Origin of the sequence: Fortiea contorta PCC 7126 (assembly GCF_000332295.1) — a bacterium.
GTDB classification, from domain to species: domain Bacteria; phylum Cyanobacteriota; class Cyanobacteriia; order Cyanobacteriales; family Nostocaceae; genus Fortiea; species Fortiea contorta.
Map to the genome: position 1 here is coordinate 2,848,400 of NZ_KB235930.1, position 20,586 is coordinate 2,868,985.

A 20,586-nucleotide genomic window follows, 5' to 3' on the forward strand; every position below is an offset into this window, starting at 1 on the left:
GGCGATCCACCAGCTGGTGAGAGCGTTTACAATCAAAAAGTATAAAATTTCACTAACCTTGTATTCGTTATGTTTAATCGCCAATGACTGAAGTTATCCAAATTGGCAACCGTACAATGAAAGCTACCGAACTAATTCCCTTACTGGCAGGTTATCAAATGCTGCCACAATTAGTACGGGAATTGATCATTGACGAAGCGATCGCCACAATCGAGTGTACACCAGAAGAAATAGCCCAAGCAAAACAGCAGTTTTACGCTGAGAAACAATTTACTAATGAAGCTGACGTCAAAGCATGGATTGCATATCATGGTTTGAGCGTTGATCAATTCGACGCTGTGACTATCCGTAAGCTAAAAGTTGCCAAATTCAAGCAAGCTACCTGGGGTAGCAAACTAGACGGTTATTTTTTTCAGAACAAGGGAAAATTAGACAAGGTGATTTATTCCCTACTGCGAACCCAGGATGCAGGAATTGCTCAAGAACTTTATTTCCGCATTCAAGCCAAAGAACAAACCTTCGCAGATTTAGCCAAACAATATTCACTCGGCCCGGAAGCTCAAACTGGGGGTTTAGTCGGCCCGGTGGAACTAAGCTTACTCCATCCCACAATGGCGCAAATGCTCGCCAGTAGCCAACCTAATCAAATCTTACCACCGACTCGCATCGCCGAGTGGTTTGTTATCGTCCAACTAGAAAAATTTGTCCCCGCGCAACTGGATGAACCTATGAAGGTGCGGTTGTTAAATGAGTTCTTTGAAAATTGGCTCCAAGAACAGCAAAAGCAAATGATCAAAGACGGGGATGAGGGAGCAGCTCCTAACTAAACTGCTGGGTATAAAACTGAGCATAGCGACGCTGGAGGGTTAACAACTCTTCGTGAGTTCCTGATTCGACAATTTGTCCTTTTTCCAGAACTAAAATGCGATCGCATTTTCTGACTGTGGATAAGCGATGGGCAATAATAAATACAGTTTTTCCGTGCATCAATCTTTCCAAGGCTTGCTGTACTAATGCTTCTGACTCCGAATCTAAGGCTGATGTCGCTTCATCCAAAATGAGAATTTGTGGGTTGAGAAGAACAGCGCGGGCGATCGCTATTCTTTGGCGTTGTCCCCCCGATAAGTTCATTCCCCTCTCACCTACCCAAGTTTGATATCCTTCCGGTAGTTGAGTAATAAATTGATGGGCGTTAGCAATTTTTGCTGCATCTGTAACTGATGACATTTCCCACGATTCTTGTCCAAAGGCGATATTTTGGGCAATTGTCCCCGAAAACATGATGGTTTCTTGGGGTACAATGCCAATCTGCCGCCGTAAGCTATGCAGTGTCACATCTCGAATATCGACGCCATCAATCAAGATTTCGCCAGCTTCCGGATCATAAAAACGCGGGAGGAGATTGACAAATGTGGTTTTACCTGAACCAGAAGCACCAACAAGAGCGATCGCTTGCCCTGGCATAGCTAATAAACTAATATCTTTGAGTACCCGCTCACCCGGTTGATAAGCAAAACAGACGTGACGATATTCTACATGGCCTTGGACATGGGAAAAGGCGATCGCATTTGGTTTTTCAACTACCGTCGGTTGAATCGCAATTAATTCAAAAACGCGATCGACAGATGCTTCACCCTGTTTAAATTCGTTGTAATTATTAGTAGTATGTCCGATAGGATCAATTAATAGTCCCGCTGCAGCTAGGTAACTGACAAAATCACCCACAGTTAAGTTGCGTTGGGAAATCTGCCATGCTCCCACAATTAATAACGATAAAGCACTCAACGCCTCTAAAAATCCCACAATGGGAATTTGAATTGCTTTCAACCGTTCTGCTAAATATTTCGCTTGCAAACCCAGTTCGGCTTCGTGGCTAAATCTCGCAATTTCATAATTTTCCGCTGTAAACGCCTGCACTAAACGAATACCGCTGAAAACTTCCGTCAGAATAGCTGATAAACCAGACACCCGATTTTGACTGCGACGAGCATATTTCTGCAATCGCTCACCAAAGGAGCCAATTAAAATCGCCATCAGGGGTGCCACAATCACTACAGCCAGTGTGAGTTGCCAATTCAAGTAAATCATATAAATAGGAATCGCCACCAACTGCAAAATGCAGGGAACGAAATCGTGAAAAAGCTTATTAATCACTTCCCCGATGCGGTCAATATCTTCGGTCAGGCGGTAAGATAAATCACCAGCTTTTGCAGTTTCAAAATAACTAAGATTGAGTTTTTGCAGATGAGCATAAACTTGCTGACGGAGATTAAAAGCCACCCTGAGAGCAGCTTTGGCCATATATATATCTTGCACAGACTGAAAAAAGCCCCGCACCAGAAAGATGAAGGCGCAGACACCGACAAGTTGGGCGATCGCTCCTACATTACCTTCTGCAAAAGGAGTCGCCAATTTACCCGCGATATTAATGAGAGTCAGTGTCGCCAGCACATATCCCAAAATGCCAATAAATCCTCTAGTGATGTTATGCCACTGGGGTTGGATATATGGTATTAATTGCCAATAATTAGAGCGCGTTTTCAAGCTGTAATGTCCACAACAATATCTTTCTATCTAGGCATAGACGTAAACATTTGTATATTGTTTGGAAAAAAAATTATCTTCAGCTATTTCCATCATTGTTGGGGCGAACAACCGTTCGCCCTTACGGGTATAGTATGTCATTATAAAAAATACAGTTTGACTACGAATTTATTTTGAACCATCTTGACTTTTTGCCTGTAGTAGTAACTGCCAGTCACTGATAGCTTTTTCTGTCCATAACCAATTATTACTTAATTTATCTATCTGGAAATTGACTGGATCATTGTTAATAACTATTTGTCGTTGCTTGATTGCCTCATTAATGTATTGAGATTGCTTTTCTGGTGATGCTTTGTACATAGTTGCCGATTTATGAAATCCTAAAGCTAACCCCGCACGAGGAATTAGAGTTTCTTTGGGTTCTATACCTTTTGTTGGTACAGATGTAGCCACTTTTTTTCGCTGTTCTAGAGCTAATTTCAAAGCCTGGAACCAAGCGTCATTAGCTCGATTCAGATCCTTTTCGGCGTAGTAAGCAAATCCTAAAGCATTTCGATACTCAAACGACTCAGGCTCGGATTGTACGGCGCTTTCCCAAAAACGACGGGCATCATCAATACTATAATTTTTATTTTTCATTTGCACGGACTGCCAAGCCAACCGCCCTTTCAAATAATTGACAGCGGGATTATCAGCTTGCTTTTGAGGAATAATCTTTAAAGCGACTTCCGCAGATGGGAGAACACCCCGGTTGAGTAGTTCTTCTACTGCTTCCAAGCCACCTTGTAAGTCCCCTTGGTTTAATTTTTCCATGGCGATCGCTGTGACAATTCCCGTTGCTGCAGTTTTTAAATCAACAGGAGGCTGATTATTATTGGTGATCGACTGGTTAGGAATTTGAGATATATTAGTAAGCACTGGTGATTGGCGATTTTGCCACCACCAATTTAAACCGAGCAACAAAGCGATCGCCCCTGCTCCCATAGCGCCCAAAATCGGCCATCGCCGGCGTTGGCTGCGTCGTCTGTCCCATGTAGCAGGTAATGAGGGAGTAACGGTAGAATTTCCCCAATCTTCACTAAAATTCTCAGCAGTTTGTGTTGCTTCAGGTATTTCTCCCCACAAACTTTCGGTTTCATCCACAGCGGCTAACTCCCCGGCCATCTGTCTAGAAGGCAGAGTGTTTTCTGCACTCTGGGAGATCAATTCAGCCAGCATTGGCGTTTGCTCAGAAGTTGCTTTTTGGTTATCTAGCTGACGAAACAAGTCAGAAACCAGTGCGGAATCTTCTGCATAGGTGGGGTCATCATATTCTATTTCATCAACCAAATCGCCCCAAGTATCCTCGCCCAACCAATCCAGATCAGAAGAATCCTGCATTGGTAGCATTTCATTTATCGCCAAAGGCAATTCTGTTTCATCTGCCACGGTAGAATACATAGCTGTGGCATTTGTTCGCGCAGATACACCATAATCGCTTAAGGCTTCTTCCGTTTCATTCGTTTCTGCACTAAGTAAACCGTCAAATTCTGGTTGGAGATACAAAATCGGCAAAGCCCAGTACATGTGGTGAGAACCATAAGCAGAAATTAATCCCTGGCGTACCCGACTGACACACAAGTCTACAGAATATCCCTGATTCAAGTTGCGGTAGAACAATTGAGTCAGCGTCACCGCAACTTCATCGGGAATGCGCTCTGACATCGCTAAAACACTTCTGATCCCGCGTTTGACTAAGCTTTCTGTAAGGTTGCGTTCGCCTGTTTCATCTCCACTATGAGAATTAGCTCTATAAGCTCCCAAACACGAGTTAAACACGACCATTTGGACGCTGTTGTTCACGAGCAAACCCGCCAGATCGTCGCCGCTGAGAGTTTCTGTTAAGCCAGTCCGTCGGCTCACAAGATAAATCTCGCCGCCGTTAGGGCCAATATTGCTGTGACCAGAGTAGTGCAAGACGTGGTATCTTCCTTGTTCCAGGGCTTGTGTCAATTCTTCTCGCCCTGGTTGGTCTAGTAAGGTCAGTTCAATATCTGGAAAATTACCGCCTTCACCAGCCCAAGGTGTGTGGCGGTGCAGTTCCACTTGCAGTTTTACCGCCTCTTGTTTGAGTAAATCCAGCCGAACTTGGTCTGTGGGAGAGGCGATAATCATCAAGACTTTGACACCGCCCTCTTCCGTTGGTTTTGGTAGATTTGTCGATGGTAAACGAGATCCTGCGAGCACTCCGCTTTGATAACGGGAAAAAGCCACATAAGGCCCGGTTGCGAGAGGGCGATCGCCTGCGTGCATTACCTCCCAAGGTAGACGCGCTAACCTAGTATCTTTTAACCCCAAACGCAGGCGCAGCACCTGTTGATGATTTTGAGCAATACCTTGCGCTGTAATCCAACTATCCCTGAGAGTGCCTTGAAACAGTGCGTTATACAGTTGCTGACCCAACGCCACCAAATTCACAGAGTTTCTAGCAATGTCACTTTCGCCCCTGCTAGAGGCGAACATATCGCCCTGCAAAACTGATTGCAACGGATCATTCATCAAGTGCCCAGCAGCCGCCAACCAATCAGCTACAGGCCAAGTCACCAACTCTTCTGCCAACGGCACCCCAGGCGCAACTTGTTCCGTCCGCACCAAGTAGTCATTTTGTCCTACTGGGGTTACGGAAATGTGAAATTCCTGGGTCACAACTTCTCCTGTTCGCCTCCTAAATCTGGTTTGAAACGCAAAAGTTTCAACTCGATTTTTTGCTCCTTCTGATACCTTAGATGCATCCTGTCACTGAATGTTTCTGAACAAAGTTTTTTTTTACTTTTGCCGCTTTTATAACTTTATCCGGATCGGCTCACATCCGCCTAGAACACTTTATTGGTAGATGCACCTTGATCTTCGACTCCTCTGGTTGGTGAAAGCCCGCCAGAGGATTTTTTTATGCTGGTAGATGGCTGCGACTTCCAAAGCAGAAATTTTTGCTCTGAGAATCTTTTTTTATTGACAATTCGGTATAGGTATGCATCTTGATTTTCAACTCCGCTAGCTGGTGTCTACTAGGGTGTTTTTGAGCACAAGCAAACAATAGATTTTTTGGTAGATTGATCCGGAGCGTAGTAACTAACCCTAGAACAATTAAATGGTAGATGCACCCTGATAACTAACTCCCCTGGTAGGACGATTCCTGCTGGGGGATTTTTTTGGCTGAGTTGGTGGTGACAATTTTATCCGGAGCATGGAGGTGAACGGAAGAACAATTAAATGGTAGATGCACCCTGATAACTAACTCCCCTGGTAGGACGATTCCTGCTGGGGGATTTTTTTGGCTGAGTTGGTGGTGACAATTTTATCCGGAGCATGGGGGTGAACGGAAGAACAATTAAATGGTAGATGCACCCTGATAACTAACTCCCCTGGTAGGACGATTCCTGCTGGGGGATTTTTTTGGCTGAGTTGGTGGTGACAATTTTATCCGGAGCATGGGGGTGAACGGAAGAACAATTAAATGGTAGATGCACCCTGATAACTAACTCCCCTGGTAGGACGACTCCTGCTGGGGATTTTTTTTGGCTGAGTTGGTGGTGACAATTTTATCCGGAGCATGGAGGTGAACGGAAGAACAATTAAATGGTAGATGCACCCTGATAACTAACTCCCCTGGTAGGACGACTCCTGCTGGGGGATTTTTTTGGCTGAGTTGGTGGTGACAATTTTATCCGGAGCATGGGGGTGAACGGAAGAACAATTAAATGGTAGATGCACCCTGATAACTAACTCCCCTGGTAGGACGACTCCTGCTGGGGGATTTTTTTGTCTAAAAAATAACAACCAATGATGCATGTAAATTGATCCGGAGGGTGGCTGCAAAGCTAGGAAAAGTTAAATGGTAGATGCACCCTGATAACTAACTCCCCTGGTAGGACGACTCCTGCTGGGGGATTTTTTTGGCTGAGTTGGTGGTGACAATTTTATCCGGAGCATGGGGGTGAACGGAAGAACAATTAAATGGTAGATGCACCCTGATAACTAACTCCCCTGGTAGGACGACTCCTGCTGGGGGATTTTTTTGTCTAAAAAATAACAACCAATGATGCATGTAAATTGATCCGGAGGGTGGCTGCAAAGCTAGGAAAAGTTAAATGGTAGATGCACCCTGATAACTAACTCCCCTAGTAGGACGACTTCTACTGGGGGGGCTTTATTTAAATGGTAGTACGTTATACTTAGTGTGATGACGATCTCTTGTAGGCACGCAGTAATTTCAAGATTTAAGCGATCGCATGATTCGTCATTTGATTCAGCAATCCCTATAAATCTACTAAATCCTGCTTTAAAAATTTATCTGCAAGACAGCACTAAACCTGACAACTTTTAACTTGTAGATGCACCGTGATAACTGACTCCTCGGTTAGACCAAGTTTTGTTAGGGAATTTTTGCAATTTAAAGTTCGCTCATACATGCTGTTGTCGCTCTAGCTTTACTAGGTTGCTGCTAGTTTTCGCCACTGCTACAAGTCCAGCAAGTATACTCTTATTGCATCTGATTTTTCAACTAGTCTTTGTGCTTATACCGTTAGTCGCAGCTCTTGAGTCTTTATTCAGTCGTGCTATGCAGTACTTCTGATTATTTCTTGGTGATGCCGGAATGGCTTTTGGCGTTGTTTATTTAATGCTACACAAAATGCAGCTATTTTGCCACATTCATGTGTTCAGTTACAGAAAATTCTTCAATCACCCCAGTCTGACTTAATTTTTTCAGATGGTTTCGCGCACAAGATAACCTTGGGCGTTCTCTGAATGTCTCTGCTTTTTAGTACTTTAGGTCGTTAACAGATGGCAACTCAGTCATTTGATGTGCTGTTGTGCGATCACTTAACCTTCGCTAGTAGTTACCCTGTTCAACTACTTATCGTCTGCCTATTCTATCATCATTTTTGGTAGCGGCAGGCGTGAATCCCTGACTTATTTTTATTCTCTGATCAACTAGATGCTGGCTTCCACAGTAATTTTCCTGATATTTAATCAAAATTTTGCTTTTTTTATTGAATGTTTACGGTTTAATACTGAGATACCTTGGTTTTGGTGCTCGCAAAATCCCAAGACTTGGTGGATAATGCTACAATATCGTACCTATATTTATGAAAGTAGCCAAGCCACATGACTTTAGCTGTAGTTAAGTTCTCTTCCGAAGAATGCGGCATTTGCCACAAGATGTCTTTTTATGACGAAAAAGTAGCTGGGGAATTAGGTTTGCAGTTCATCGATGTCAAAATGCAAGACACAGCTACTTACCGCAAATATCGCCAGATTTTATTGACTCAATATCCGAATAAATCGGAAATGGGATGGCCGACTTACATCATCTGTGATTCTCCAGAAGGAGAATTCCAGATTATCGGCGAGGTTAAAGGCGGTCATCCCAAAGGAGAGTTTAGAAGTCGTCTGCAGGAGGTGCTTGATGCATCTGCTAGTCAGAACTGAGCACCTCAAAAGCCTTAACTTCTAAAACAGGGCCAATCATGGCGAAAGTCATTACATCCTTGCGAACTTCTCCGGTAATGGACACATGTAGACCAGATTTGCGTAATTCTGAGTCAGCATCTTTGAGTTCGTAGGTTTCGCCGGCTTGTGTAACTAAAGCCCATGTACCAGGGCCTAGACCTTTGCGTTCGATAGTACCTGTGACTGTAATACTCATATAGTTTTTGGGTAATGGGAGCTAGAGAACAGGGAATAGTCCTCATCTATTCCCTATTTCACATTTACGTGGCTTGTTTTTCAGTTTGCAATGCTAAACGAGCGAGTCCGTAACAAAGTATGGCGTTGGCGAAGAGGAAGATGCGGGATAAGTTACCGCTTCCTAATCCCCAGACGGCGGGGTCATAAAGTGCACTGACTGTCAAACAAGCGGCTACGCCTAGGGTTGTACCAATTGCAAACCATTTGCCGCTATGATGTCCCAATAGCAATGCTACTAAAATGATGGGAATCAAGACACTGGCGAATAGAGGATTTAAAGTGCCGGTTCCTTGTATGCTGTTGCCTAATTCGGGAATGGAACTACCTAAAACCCGAAATGGCCATTGGGGAAGGTCAAAGATATAGATTCCTTTGAGAAAAAATAACCCAGAGCTACCAGCAACTAAACCACTAAATAAAGACCAACTCCAAGAGAAGGGGAAGTAGACTCGTAAAAACCAAGCTAGGAGATAGGAACCTACTACCATTAATATTTTGGGAATTAATGCTACTGCACCACCGTCAATCCAAAAGCCTGGGTTGAGATAGCCGTTATCGCGCAACCAGCGGAAGAAGTCCCAGAAGCTGATTTGTCCTTCGGTTGCAAGTGTAACTGCAGCTTCGGCGTTGAGTTGTCCGGCGCCGTAATAGTTCAAGCCGTCGTCTTGGATAACTCGTGCTGATTGTTTGAGGACTTTTAAAACTTGCTCAGGTTCTTTGATTCCTTGGGCTTTGATTAATGCGGCGACACCTGCGACGTGGGGAGAAGCCATGCTGGTTCCTTGGAATCCCAGAAAGACGCCTTCGCCTTTTTCGTTGATGGTTTCTTGCAGAATTGTACCTGCGTCGCTACCACCTGGGGCAGAGATATCTACTCCCGCGCCAAAGTTAGAATAGGGTGCTCTTTCGCCATCGGGACCGAAGGCGGAGACGCCGACAACGCGGGGATAACGGGCTGGATAGCTGGCGCCATTGGCGTTTTCATTGCCGGCGGCGGCGATGATGACTACGCCTTTGTTGTAAGCGTAATCAATTGCTTGTTTCATGAGTTGGCTTTCACCACCACCTCCCAAGCTCATGTTAATTACGTCTGCGCCGTTGTCAGCAGCAAATTTAATGGCTTCGGCAATATCTGCGACAGTACCACCACCAAAGGCGTTGAGTACTTTGAGGGGCATAAGTTTAGCTTCGTAGGCTATGCCTGCTACACCATATTTGTTATTTGTGGCTTGGGCAATTGTACCGGCAACATGGGTACCGTGTCCGTTGTCGTCGGTGGCTTCTTCGCGGTCGTTGACGAAATCGTAGCCTTTGACGAATTTTGTTTCGTACAAGTCCCGGACTTTAGTAATGCCGGTGTCAATAACTGCAACTGTGACACCACTACCTTTGGTGCGGCTCCAAGCACCTTCAATGCTGATTTTGTGGAAATTCCACTGTTTGCTGTAGTATTGGTCGTTGGGGCCGGTTAGTGAAGGTTTAGCTTGGTCGTCATCTTGGGGGCGCAAGAATTCTCCTAACCACGCGGGTTTACCTTCGGGGATGGTTTTATAGATATAGTTCGGTTCGATGAATTCGGTTGCTGACTTTAATGGAGACTTTTGCAATGCTTGCAGTCGCTGGCGATCGCCTTTGATAATATAAACGTGATCCTGAGCAGAAAACTTATTATCCCACTGGGGTGTAACGTTGTATTGTTTAGCGATCGCTTCTAAGTCTTGCTTGATCACTGCGGCGGGAATATCTTCCCGAAAATCTAACAAAATCGTCTCAAATTCTCCTCTAGCTGCCAATCCCTGAAAGTTCAGGAAACCAAACACCGCAGCTCCTAGCGCAATGACAAACAAGCAAAATAATATAAGCCTTTTCATATAAACTCATCACCGCTTTTTGCCAGTTTTCTCACTACCATAACTTATCTACGTCCCTTGTTGGTGTACTTTGCACTTTGTTACAACTTTCACTCGGAATTTAGGACTGTTTAAAAGATGGAACGTGGTCTATTTTGGTTGCCTTTACTAGCAATTTTTTTCTGGTTAGCTTGGCAAGGTTCGCAAGAATATCAAAAGGTTGAGGCTTATCGCGCTTGGGCTGAACAATTCGACCGGGCTAAGTATGATATTTACGCAGTATTGGGTCAAAAAGGTGACAATATTACTTGGGGCAAACCTACTGTAAAAGGCCCGATTAAGTTAGAAACTTTTTCTTTATTTGATGTAAAAAAAATCCATCTTTTGGTAGATGACAAAGTTATAAATATTGAAAATCCGCCGGAAAAAGGTCGGACAATCGAATTAGAATTTCTGTTTCCTGAACCTCAGCACTCAATACGTGTTCCTTTTACAGAAATTCCTTTAGCTGCGGAATGGGGTAAATATTTGCAGGGTGCATGGCAAAACTTGCAATCGGAGGGTGAAAAGTCTTAATCTGGCTGGAAATTAATTTTCAGACTGGCGCACGGGAATTTGAATGATAAACTCTGCTCCTTGTCCAGGAGAGGAAATACATTTTAATGAACCCCGGTGGCGTTCAGTGATAATTTGATAGCTGATTGATAGCCCCATACCAGTACCTTTGCCTACTGGTTTGGTGGTATAAAAGGGGTCAAATAAACGCTTATGTACTGTTTCTGACATACCGGGGCCGTTATCAATGATGCGGATGATGATTTCCTCTGGTGTCAGCATTTGAGTATAGACGCGAATTTCTGGTGATAAGGGACAACTAATTAATGATTCTTCTAAAGCATCTATAGCATTAGCTAAGATATTCATAAATACTTGATTGAGTTGCCCTGCATAACACTCTATTTTTGGTAAATTACCGTATTCTTTAATAACTTTAATTGGGAATAAATAGGGTTTAGCTCTGAGCCGATGGTCTAAAATCATCAAGGTACTGTCAATCCCTTCATGGATATTAGTTGCTTTGAGTTCAGCTTCATCAAGACGCGAAAAAATACGTAGAGAAGCAACAATTTGACTAATACGTTCTGTGCCAATTCTCATTGAAGAAAGTAGCTTAATCAAGTCATATAATAAAAAATCAAGGTCGATATTTTTAATAATTTTTTGAATTTCTTCTGGGGGATTAGGATAATTTTTTTGATAAAGATGTAGTAATTCTATTAAATCTTTAATATATTGATTAGCATAATTTAAATTGCCAGAAATAAAGTTAATTGGGTTATTAATTTCGTGAGCGACTCCTGCTACTAATTGACCGAGAGAAGACATTTTTTCACCGTGTATGAGACGGGATTGGGTATGTTGCAGTTCTTGGAGAGTTTTCTCTAATTCTAATGTTTGTTTTTTGAGTTGCGCTTCCGATTCTTGGAGGGTTTGTTCTACTTGTTTCCGCGCTGTGATATCTCTTGCAACTCCTTGAAAACCAATTACGACATCAGACGCATCTTTAATAGGTGAGATATTACATAAAATCCAATAATAACTACTATCTTGGTGTTTGCTTCTGATTTCCAGTCCAGCCTGTTTTTGTCTTGTTTTAATAATTTGATGCAAAAAATCTTGATATGTTATCAAGTCATCTGGGTGAATTAGATTTATAAATAATTTGCCAATAATTTCTGTTGATTCGTAACCAAATTTTTCAGTAAAATTTGGAGAAATATATGTCAAAATTCCCTCTCTATTCAGAGAAAATATGGCATCATTGGCATTTTCTACTAAGCTGCGGAATTTTGCTTCACTTTCAATTAAAGCAATTTCTGTGCGCCTCCGTTCGGTTATATCTTCGCGCACTACTAGCAAATATTTAGGTTGACCATGCAAATCAAGAATAGGAGTTTTTTTAATATGTAAAATACGAGTTTCACCTTGTTTAGTTGTGATTACTTCTTCAGGAATTTCTAGAATTTTTTTACTACTAAGTACTTCTTGATCGCGGGCGGTAAAAAAATCTGCTTGTGCCACAGGAAGTAGATCGTAGTCGGTTTTACCTAATATCTCATCGGAACTTAATCCGACTAATTCTTCTGCAGATCGATTCCACAAAACAAAGCGCAGATCCACCGCATCTTTCACAAAGATTGCTACAGGCATCATTTCAATGATAGAGCTAATAAACTGCTCTGTAGTTGGCAGTGCTGGGGTTGTGTGCTGGCGATGATCGCTTTTTTTTAGCCAATTGGGTTGATGCTTTAACTCTTTGAGCGCTGCTGTTCGGCGTCGAGAATTGAACCAAAGTTTATATTGTTGTTTGAGTGCTTGACTGGCAGAAGCAAAGGCTGTTTCTAGTTGCTGAATGCGTTGCTGTAGAAATGCTAATTCTTGGTTAATCATTGGAGTATTAATACTTATTTACGATGGATTTTGTATGTTTTAATATGTTTGAATATATACAAATTAAATTTAAATGGGAAATCCTTGACTACAAAAGCTGATGTAGTTAAATTACCCATAAAAGTGCAGAATTTAACGATAAATTCATTGAATAAGGGAATTAAGGAACAGTTTTGCTAATTTCGAGTTTCCTCGGAAAAAGTAAGGGACTACCACTTTGATCAGTGATACCTAATTGGTACAGGTAGTATTGTTTAAGAATCTTGGAACAGACTTGTTTTTTATTTATGAGTGTTGTCACAAAATCAACAGTACCTGTGGCGCTGACTATTGCTGGCTCAGATAGTGGTGGTGGTGCGGGGATTCAAACTGATTTACGCACCTTTGCTTTTCATTGTGTCCACGGTACTAGTGCGATTACTTGCGTCACGGCTCAAAATACTCTAGGAGTGACGCGGGTTGATGCTATGTCGTCGGTGGCGGTTGTGGCTCAAATAGAAGCAGTGGTGAAGGATATTGGTGTCCAAGCAGCGAAAACAGGAATGTTGCTGAATCAAGAAATTATTCTGGCTGTCGCCCAGCAGGTAGAAATTTTCCAAGTTGATAATTTAGTGGTTGATCCGGTGATGGTGTCGCGGACAGGAGCGCAATTGATTGATGATGATGCTGTTCAGGCTCTTGGCGATGTTCTGATTCCGCAAGCGGCGCTAATCACTCCCAACCGTTATGAAGCTGAAATTTTGAGTGGCTTGCAAATTCATTCTTTAGAGGATATGTGCGCTGCTACAGAAACTATCTACCGAAAATTTGGTGCGCGGGCTGTTTTAGTTAAGGGTGGAGGAATGCAGGGAAACGGGCGGGGTGTGGATGTGTGGTTTGATGGGAACAGGCTGGAGATTTTAACGACTCAGGTTGTGGAAACCAAAAATACTCACGGTACTGGTTGCACTTTATCGGCGGCGATCGCTGCTAATCTGGCAAAGGGAAAAGATTTATGGACATCCGTGCAGCAGGCGAAGGCGTATGTCACAACCGCATTAAAGCATTCCTTAGATATTGGTCAAGGTCAAGGGCCTGTGGGACACTTTTTTCCGTTGTTGGGAGATGAGGGGAAAGGGAAAATGATTAACGACCATAGACCATAACCCCCATAGATACTGAAATGCAAATGTAAAGAAAAAATCTTTGCTCTCTGGACATTTTTCTATTATTCTTGGGCATAGTTTCCAAGTTGACTTTCTCTGATAGCATTTCTAGATAATCTCACTAATTTAATTTTTGATACCAACTCACCGATGCGAACAACTGCAAACTCTGTTCAGACTAACCTGCCTAAAGCTAGTCCTCCAGCTTATCCACCACCATCTGTGCCTCTTTCTGTATACCGGGAATTGGCTGTAGAATTACAGACAGTGGAGGCAAAATTAGATGTCCTGACTGCGAAGAATCAACAAGTAGTACAGGAAAATCAATTACTGCGCCAAGAAATTACTAGGGTGATTCAGGCTTGTTTACACTTGCAAAAGTTAGTAGATCCTCAAGCTACACCAACAACCTCAAGCGATCGCCCGATCCCAAATCCACCGCCAACTGTCAAACCTGTAACTAAGCGTCCGGTAACTACGGCTTCTCCCCGTCCGCGTCCACCTGTTGATCCCAAAGTTTTTGTTAACAAAAACCACCGAGCGACAGCCTCTGTGCCTGTAACAGAAATGATTTCGCAGATGCCTGAGCCAGTCTTGATTACGGAACAGGAAGTCAGTTATTATCCTCCCACGGAGTCCAAGTCTAGGGAAATTAGCGGTTGGTGGCTGGTTATTACTATTTTGTTAATTATGTTGACGGCTTTTGGCGCAGGATATTTGGTTGTGCGTCCTTTGTTTGAACGTCAGAGTCGTTAGTTAACAATATTCATAATTCTTATACAACAAGAAATGAATGTAGAGACGGAGCAGGGAAACGTCTCCATAACTGTTTTAGATAAAACAGGATGAATTTTTAGGCGTGTCTATGAGAAACTAGGTACTCTCATACTTGATACTATTCTTTGAAAAAACTTCTGGGTGCGCCTGTGGCTTTCTGGTTGTGGGCGGTGACTTAACGCTTGGCGTCTCTTGGGTATTTAGATACTTCAGCCTTTTTTTTGTTGATCTGATTAGATATATAAACGAAACTAGTGAAAATAAGGAGTTGCAAATATGAAAAAAGTAGAAGCCATTATCCGCCCCTTCAAGCTAGATGAAGTAAAAATTGCTTTGGTCAATGCGGGGATTGTGGGGATGACTGTTTCTGAAGTCAGGGGTTTTGGCAGACAGAAGGGTCAAACAGAACGCTATCGTGGTTCTGAGTATACTGTTGAGTTTTTGCAAAAACTCAAAGTGGAAATTGTTGTCGATGACAGCCAAGTTGATATGGTGGTAGACAAAATCATCGGTGCTGCACGCACTGGAGAAATTGGTGATGGTAAGATTTTTATCTCACCTGTGGAACAAGTTGTGCGGATTCGCACTGGGGAAAAGAACACAGAAGCAGTTTAGGGTGCTGAGTTGAAAAATTTGATCGGAGGAAATCTCCGATCGAGTTGTTCAACTCAGTATGGTTTTTAGTTGAGGAAGTAAGGCTGTAAATGCTTTACCTCGATGGCTAACTGATTTCTTGACATCTGGTGCCATTTGTGCAAAGGTCAATTGCTTTTCGGGTACATAAAAAATGGGATCGTAACCAAAACCACCATCACCGCGTGGTGTGTGGAGAATTTCACCGTGACAAATACCCTCGGCTTGGACAACGACCGAGCCATCAGGAGTAGCGATCGCTACGACACAAACAAATTGCGCTTGGCGATTAACTTCGCTACCCAATTCCCGTAGCACTCTCGCAATGCGATCGCTGTCTGTTTGTCCATAACGAGCAGAATACACCCCTGGTGCACCATTCAAAGCATCTATTTGCAAACCAGAATCGTCTGCGATCGCCCAGTTTCCCGTTGCTTGAGCAATTTGCGATGCTTTTAGGTGAGCATTTGCTGCAAAGGTATCGCCTGTTTCTGCAATTTCCAATTCTGCGGGTTTGAGGGTTAATTCCCAACCAGAATCAGCTAGATAAGCCTGCATTTCTCGCAGCTTACCTGGGTTTCCTGTGGCTACTACAAGCAGTTTGGTCATTTGTCATTGGTTATTGGTTATTGGTCAAGGGTCGGAGGTTAATTGACGTTTTTTGAAGGAAGATAGAAACCCCACTCATATTGTGAGAGGCTTATTTTCCCTATTCCCTATTCCCTATTCCCTTTCATTCTGCCCATTGTTTCGCCCATGCGAGAGTATGATGCACTTGATCGAGGGTAGGTGCTTCGCAATATAGGCGTAACACTGGTTCGGTACCGCTGAAGCGAATCATTAACCAACTGTTGTCTGCTAATCGGAATTTGTAACCGTCGATGCTTTGAGTATCGATGACTGCTTGACCGGCGATTTCGGTGAGGGGTTGGGTTTGCAGTTGTTTTAACAGGTGCGATCGCACTTCCATACTGGCTAAGGGTAAATCGATGCGATCATAAGCTGAGTGAAAGTTTGTTTGCTGTTGTAGATGGCGGTAATAAGCACCTAAATCTAGCCCTGATTCGACGATCGCTTCTAGAACATACAATGCCGATAGCAGTGCGTCTCGTTCGGGAATATGGCTTCCGTAACCAATTCCTCCCGATTCTTCACCACCTAGTAATACCTCGGCTGCTAGCATTCTATCGGCGATATATTTGTAACCAACTGCGGTTTCAAATACTGTGAGGTTATGGAGTGCGGCTACACGGGGTATCAAGTCGGAACCACTAACTGTTTTGACGATTTCGCCTGTAAAGCCGCGTCTCAAGGTGAGATGGTCAATTAAGATGGGAATCAAGATTTGGGAGCTTAAAAAATTGGCGTCGGCGTCTGCTGCGGCGATGCGATCGCAGTCACCATCAAATACTAAACCTACGGTTAAACCTGCACTGTTGGCTACTTTGTGAGTTTTGATTTGTGCAAATAGATGCGATAAATATTTAGGTAAGGGTTCTGGCGCACCTCCGCCAAATAAAGGATCGCGATCGCTGTTGATTTCTCTGACTTGTTCTCCTAGTAACTGAGGTAATCCACCTGCGGCGGCACCATGCATTACATCCACAAATACTGTGAGTTTACCAGATTTGATCTCGTCTCTAATTTTGCTGATGTTAACTTTTCCTTCCAAGGCTGTGGTGTAACTAGGCCAAGGGTTAAAATGCTCTAATTTTCCAGGTGTTGTTGCAGGTGGTAATCCGGCGGGTAATAAGGCTTCGATCTCTTTTGTGACTTCGGGCGGTACGGAACCACCAAAAGCACTCTTGACTTTTAGTCCTAAATATGAGCCAGGATTATGACTAGCTGTAACGACTAATGCGCCCAAGGCGTTGAGTTGTTTCGCCGCCCAACTAAAAGCAGGGGTAGGAGCATAGCTGTCGCTGAGTAAAACATCGAAGCCGATCGCTGTTACCGAGTTAGCGACAACACGGGCAAAATCTTCAGCCATGAACCGGCGATCGTAACCGACGATAATTTTCCGGCTACCTGCAGTGGAAAAATACGTATCATATAATACTTTGGCGGCAATTGGTGCAACCAAGGCGAGGCGTTCAAAGGTGAACTCGTCAGCAATAACGCCTCGCCAGCCGTCCGTACCAAACTTAATAGAGCTAGCTGCAACTGACATTGACATCTCCTAACTTTTTACTTGCGATTCTATCATTTATCCAGTAAGGTGTGTAAAAAAAGATATAAATACAATAAGTATATTTTCTATTTAGCAGCAGAGAAATTCAGCCTATTCTCATCCAAATGCTTTTGTCGCTTTCATGGTGAAAAAAAGAACTAACTGAGCCTGAAACTATATTCCAAAATGGAAAGATTCCTAAAATCCTCACAAATAACGCCACTTGCTATCATCTGGGGAACTTTGGTTGAGCAAGGCTGCAAAAATAACAAATGACAATCGCCACCAGTTAAATTTATTTGTGTCGCCCCACTTAAATCAGGCATTAAGTAGAGTCTGAAGAATTTTAGCTTTGGCTGACAACTATCTCCAGAGTGAATCTGTGCAGTAGCCGATTATACAAATAACTTATAGGCGATGCGGATTTATTTTATGATCAATCTAACTAGCAGTTTCCAATTACATGAATTAAATATCATAGCTTTTGACTAAAATAACAAGCGCGATCGCAATTTCAACAATTTGATTTTATGAAAACCTATGTCAGAATTTTGGACTAATTTGTTTAGCTCAGGGGAGTTTATTCCGCATGGACACTGCTATTTATGGCAAACGAATTTAGTTTGGTTACACATCCTATCGGATGCAGTTATTACGCTGGCTTATTATTCTATTCCCGCAACGTTGTTTTACTTTGTACGCAAGCGACAAGATTTGCCTTTTTACTGGATTTTTCTGCTTTTTAGCGCCTTTATCGTTGCTTGTGGCACTACTCACCTGATCCAGATTTGGACACTTTGGCACCCGACTTATTGGTTGTCGGGGTCTATCAAAGCGATCACAGCCATCATATCTTTATTTACAGCTTTAGAACTGATACCATTAGTTCCCCAAGCTCTAGCACTCCCCAGTCCGGCTCAACTTAAACAAGCAAACCAAGAACTACACACACAAATAGCCGAGCGTTTGCGAATTGAAGCCGAACTGAGAACGTATCAGAATCATTTGGAAGATTTGGTCGCTCTGCGTACGAGTGAGATTAGTAAAACCAATCAGCAATTACAACAGGAAATCACTGAGCGCCAGCGAATTGTGGAAGTTTTACGGCAAAGTGAGGAGCGCTATCGTTATTTAACTGAGGCGATTCCGCAACTTGTGTGGACAACCGACGCTGAGGGTCAGTGTGACTATTTCAATCAAAACTGGTGTGAATATACGGGCTTATCATTAGAGCAGTCTTTGGGTTCTGGTTGGTTGACAGCTTTACACCCAGATGACATTGATAGCGCTCATGAGGTGTGGTTAAATGCTGTCAAAATTGGCACTTTGTACGACAATGAATTTCGCTTTCTCCGTGCTGCAGATAAATCTTATCGCTGGCAGCTTTCACGGGGCTTACCACTCAAAAACGAGCAAGGTCAGGTGGTCAAGTGGTTTGGTACTTGTACTGATATTCATGAACAAAAACAGATACAACAAGAACGTGCTCAGTTATTGCAATTAGAACAAGCAGCACGAGCGAAAGCGGAAACAGCCAATCGCATCAAAGATGAATTTATCGCTGTACTTTCCCACGAGTTGCGGACTCCATTAAATGCTATTCTCGGTTGGTCTCGGCTGTTGCAAGACCACAATTTTGACCAAAACCAGACGTCTCAAGCTTTGGCTACAATTGAGCGCAATGCTAGGTTACAGGTGCAATTAATTGAGGATTTGCTGGATATTTCCCGCATTTTGCAGGGTAAGCTGACGCTGAAAACTACCAATATCAATTTAGAATCGATCATTTTGGCGGCGATTGATACCATCCATTTAGCCGCAGAAAGCAAGTCTATTGAGGTGAAAACGGTCTTTACACCCAATGTCGTACAGGTTATGGGTGATTCTACTCGCTTGCAGCAAGTGGTCTGGAATCTGCTTTCTAATGGCGTTAAATTTACGCCTAGGGGGGGGAGGGTAAAAGTTGATCTGCGACAGGCTGATGGCTATGGCGAAATTATCGTTAGCGACACAGGTAAGGGGATTAGCGCTGAATTTTTGCCTTATGTGTTTGATTACTTTCGCCAAGCGGATAGTAGTTCCACAAGAAAATTTGGGGGTTTGGGCTTGGGACTAGCGATCGCACGTAATATCATCGAAATGCATGGAGGTACGATTAGTGCGGAAAGTCTTGGTGAGGGTCAAGGAGCAACATTCACCGTCAGATTGCCCCTAGTCTCAAGTCAGAGCCGAACTACAGACCAAGAAAATCAGCCTACTTTTATCGCTGTTGACTCTTTGCCTCTGGCTGGTATCAGGGTTTTAGTTGTAGATGATGAGCCTGATTCTTTGGATTTTGTGGCTTTCATTTTAGAGCAGGATGGCGCCGAGGTTCACGCCGTTAATTCTGCCTATGCTGCTATACAAGCCTTGGTGGAGTTAAAACCGGATATTTTGGTGAGTGATATTAGTATGCCTGATGTCGATGGCTATGCTCTCATCCGTCAGGTGCGGACTTGGACAGCAGCCGAAGGTGGGGAAATTCCCGCGATCGCTTTGACTGCTTTTGCTCGCAACTCTGACCAGCAAGAAGCCCTGACTGCTGGATTTCAAATGCATATACCCAAGCCCCTCAACGCTGAAGAACTAGTTGCAGCTATTGTCCAGCTTGTGGGAAAAAATATGCCTACCTAATACTGTTTTGGAACAGCTTTTGGATCAATAATCTTATTAAAAACATATAAATATTAATAATCCTTAATAGCAAACACTATTAAGGATGGCGGACAGTAGCAAAAATGCTCAACACCCTGATTGTTTTCTAAAAATCATCGAGATACTGGCTAAGGCGGCTGATCACAGGATCAACTTCTTGAGGATGGGCAGGAGGAACATAAGTAGTATTTAATACTTCTACTGATGTTGATGTGTTTGAAGGCGGAACGAAGGAGCGATCATTGAGCATAATCGCCAATTGCGCTACTTGTTGACTAAGTTGCAGCATGTGCCGTTCCATGGCCTCCAAACGATGAGATTCCTTGGCAAAAAAGCGTTCCTCAAGGTCAGCTATTTGACGTTGCAGTACATCAATTTGTTGTTCAACCGATCCTGTTGCTACTGTTTTGGGGCCAGGTTTTACTGATTCCGGTACACACAAAGATTGCCATAAAGCTTCTTTGCAGAGGTCGCTGAAAGTTTTATCTGGTTGTTTCTCCAAATAGCTTTCTACAAGCGCCAACAAACTTTCATCAGCAACCCCCGGATTGAACGTGACCGGTTTAACTACTTTTTTTGACCATTGGAACATCAG

The 20,586-nt window shown here is 43.2% G+C and carries 15 protein-coding genes; 7 read left to right on the forward strand and 8 right to left on the reverse strand.

Translation table 11 applies throughout. The features are described from left to right. Positions 1 to 83 precede the first annotated feature (83 nt). Positions 84 to 827 (forward strand): peptidylprolyl isomerase, encoded by a 744-nt coding sequence (locus MIC7126_RS0113200; RefSeq protein ID WP_017653630.1) that lies wholly within the window; start codon positions 84 to 86, stop codon positions 825 to 827. Here MIC7126_RS0113200 and MIC7126_RS0113205 read toward each other — a convergent pair. Beyond that, on the reverse strand, positions 820 to 2,544 hold the full coding sequence (locus MIC7126_RS0113205; RefSeq protein WP_017653631.1) for an ABC transporter ATP-binding protein: 1,725 nt from the start codon (positions 2,542 to 2,544) through the stop codon (positions 820 to 822). The genes MIC7126_RS0113200 and MIC7126_RS0113205 overlap by 8 nt on opposite strands. Positions 2,545 to 2,712: 168 nt before the next feature. Then, on the reverse strand, positions 2,713 to 5,229 hold the full coding sequence (gene hetF / locus MIC7126_RS0113210; protein ID WP_017653632.1) for a cell division protein HetF: 2,517 nt from the start codon (positions 5,227 to 5,229) through the stop codon (positions 2,713 to 2,715). A gap of 2,460 nt (positions 5,230 to 7,689) precedes the next feature. On the opposite strand from hetF, the gene MIC7126_RS0113225 reads away from it, so the two are divergent. Beyond that, positions 7,690 to 8,013 carry a hypothetical protein gene (locus tag MIC7126_RS0113225; RefSeq protein ID WP_017653635.1) on the forward strand — a complete coding sequence of 108 codons (324 nt, stop codon included), beginning with the start codon at positions 7,690 to 7,692 and terminating at the stop codon, positions 8,011 to 8,013. On the opposite strand, the gene MIC7126_RS0113230 is transcribed toward MIC7126_RS0113225, so the two are convergent. Further along, complete coding sequence (locus MIC7126_RS0113230; RefSeq protein ID WP_017653636.1) at positions 8,000 to 8,230, reverse strand: hypothetical protein; 231 nt, start codon at positions 8,228 to 8,230, stop codon at positions 8,000 to 8,002. The two genes, MIC7126_RS0113225 and MIC7126_RS0113230, sit on opposite strands and share 14 nt — an antisense overlap. Before the next feature lie 64 nt (positions 8,231 to 8,294). Further along, positions 8,295 to 10,142 carry a S8 family peptidase gene (locus MIC7126_RS0113235; protein WP_017653637.1) on the reverse strand — a complete coding sequence of 616 codons (1,848 nt, stop codon included), beginning with the start codon at positions 10,140 to 10,142 and terminating at the stop codon, positions 8,295 to 8,297. A gap of 117 nt (positions 10,143 to 10,259) precedes the next feature. On the opposite strand from MIC7126_RS0113235, the gene MIC7126_RS0113240 reads away from it, so the two are divergent. Beyond that, positions 10,260 to 10,697, forward strand: a complete 438-nt coding sequence (locus MIC7126_RS0113240; RefSeq protein ID WP_017653638.1) for a hypothetical protein — start codon at positions 10,260 to 10,262, stop codon at positions 10,695 to 10,697. A 12-nt stretch (positions 10,698 to 10,709) separates the two neighbouring features. Here the strand turns inward: MIC7126_RS0113240 and MIC7126_RS0113245 are convergent, their stop codons facing one another. After that, complete coding sequence (locus MIC7126_RS0113245; protein WP_017653639.1) at positions 10,710 to 12,572, reverse strand: PAS domain-containing sensor histidine kinase; 1,863 nt, start codon at positions 12,570 to 12,572, stop codon at positions 10,710 to 10,712. A 287-nt stretch (positions 12,573 to 12,859) separates the two neighbouring features. Between MIC7126_RS0113245 and thiD the strand changes: the two genes are divergently transcribed. The 3 genes from thiD to MIC7126_RS0113260 all read left to right on the forward strand — a co-directional run bounded on the left by thiD (position 12,860) and on the right by MIC7126_RS0113260 (position 15,109). Beyond that, entirely contained in the window at positions 12,860 to 13,717 is an 858-nt protein-coding gene (gene thiD / locus MIC7126_RS0113250) for a bifunctional hydroxymethylpyrimidine kinase/phosphomethylpyrimidine kinase (RefSeq protein WP_017653640.1), read from the forward strand. Between the two features lie 150 nt (positions 13,718 to 13,867). Next, complete coding sequence (locus MIC7126_RS0113255) at positions 13,868 to 14,473, forward strand: hypothetical protein (RefSeq protein WP_017653641.1); 606 nt, start codon at positions 13,868 to 13,870, stop codon at positions 14,471 to 14,473. Between the two features lie 297 nt (positions 14,474 to 14,770). Next, positions 14,771 to 15,109 carry a P-II family nitrogen regulator gene (locus MIC7126_RS0113260; RefSeq protein ID WP_017653642.1) on the forward strand — a complete coding sequence of 113 codons (339 nt, stop codon included), beginning with the start codon at positions 14,771 to 14,773 and terminating at the stop codon, positions 15,107 to 15,109. Positions 15,110 to 15,157: 48 nt separating this feature from the next. Here the strand turns inward: MIC7126_RS0113260 and rdgB are convergent, their stop codons facing one another. Beyond that, the gene (gene rdgB, locus MIC7126_RS0113265; protein WP_017653643.1) at positions 15,158 to 15,736 is read right to left on the reverse strand and encodes an RdgB/HAM1 family non-canonical purine NTP pyrophosphatase; all 579 of its coding nucleotides are present in this window, start codon (positions 15,734 to 15,736) and stop codon (positions 15,158 to 15,160) included. A gap of 124 nt (positions 15,737 to 15,860) precedes the next feature. Continuing rightward, on the reverse strand, positions 15,861 to 17,297 hold the full coding sequence (locus tag MIC7126_RS0113270) for a phosphoglucomutase/phosphomannomutase family protein (protein WP_017653644.1): 1,437 nt from the start codon (positions 17,295 to 17,297) through the stop codon (positions 15,861 to 15,863). Positions 17,298 to 17,837: 540 nt separating this feature from the next. Here MIC7126_RS0113270 and MIC7126_RS0113275 point away from each other — a divergent pair. Beyond that, on the forward strand, positions 17,838 to 19,970 hold the full coding sequence (locus tag MIC7126_RS0113275) for a hybrid sensor histidine kinase/response regulator (protein WP_017653645.1): 2,133 nt from the start codon (positions 17,838 to 17,840) through the stop codon (positions 19,968 to 19,970). Between the two features lie 127 nt (positions 19,971 to 20,097). Here MIC7126_RS0113275 and fcmC read toward each other — a convergent pair whose 3' ends face one another. Next, a complete protein-coding gene (gene fcmC, locus MIC7126_RS0113280; RefSeq protein WP_017653646.1) occupies positions 20,098 to 20,583 on the reverse strand; it encodes a filament morphology membrane protein FcmC in 486 nt (161 codons plus the stop codon). Positions 20,584 to 20,586: the final 3 nt, after the last annotated feature.